1 protein-coding gene is annotated in these 357 nt (G+C 44.3%); it reads left to right on the top strand.

From position 1 onward, the window contains the following. Positions 1 to 11 precede the first annotated feature (11 nt). The coding region (locus CWB66_RS21970) for a MazG nucleotide pyrophosphohydrolase domain-containing protein (protein WP_289508528.1) at positions 12 to 357 on the top strand (346 nt) is incomplete at its 3' end.

Here is a 357-nt window from a genome sequence, read left to right as displayed (position 1 = left end):
AGGGGTGCACAGTGCAAAACGATGGCAGTAATCAGGCTAACAATGAGGCTTTAAGCCAACTGCTGGAAATTATGCAAACACTGAGAAACCCTGCGGGCGGATGCCCTTGGGATCTCAAGCAAACGTTTGCGTCAATCGTACCTCACACTCTTGAAGAAGCCTATGAAGTGGCTGATTGTATTGAGCGCGACGATTTAAGTGAACTTAAAGGTGAACTAGGTGATCTGTTATTTCAAATCGTGTTTTATGCGCAACTAGCGCAAGAGCAGCAATTATTTGATTTTAACGATGTAGTGGCTCAATTAAATGAGAAACTGGTACGTCGTCATCCGCATGTATTTTCATCGCAAGACACCC

Origin of the sequence: Pseudoalteromonas sp. S558 (assembly GCF_005886635.1) — a bacterium.
Lineage (GTDB): Bacteria > Pseudomonadota > Gammaproteobacteria > Enterobacterales > Alteromonadaceae > Pseudoalteromonas > Pseudoalteromonas aliena.
Note: the sequence above shows the minus strand (reverse complement) of the source record. Positions and strands in the feature narration are given on the sequence as shown.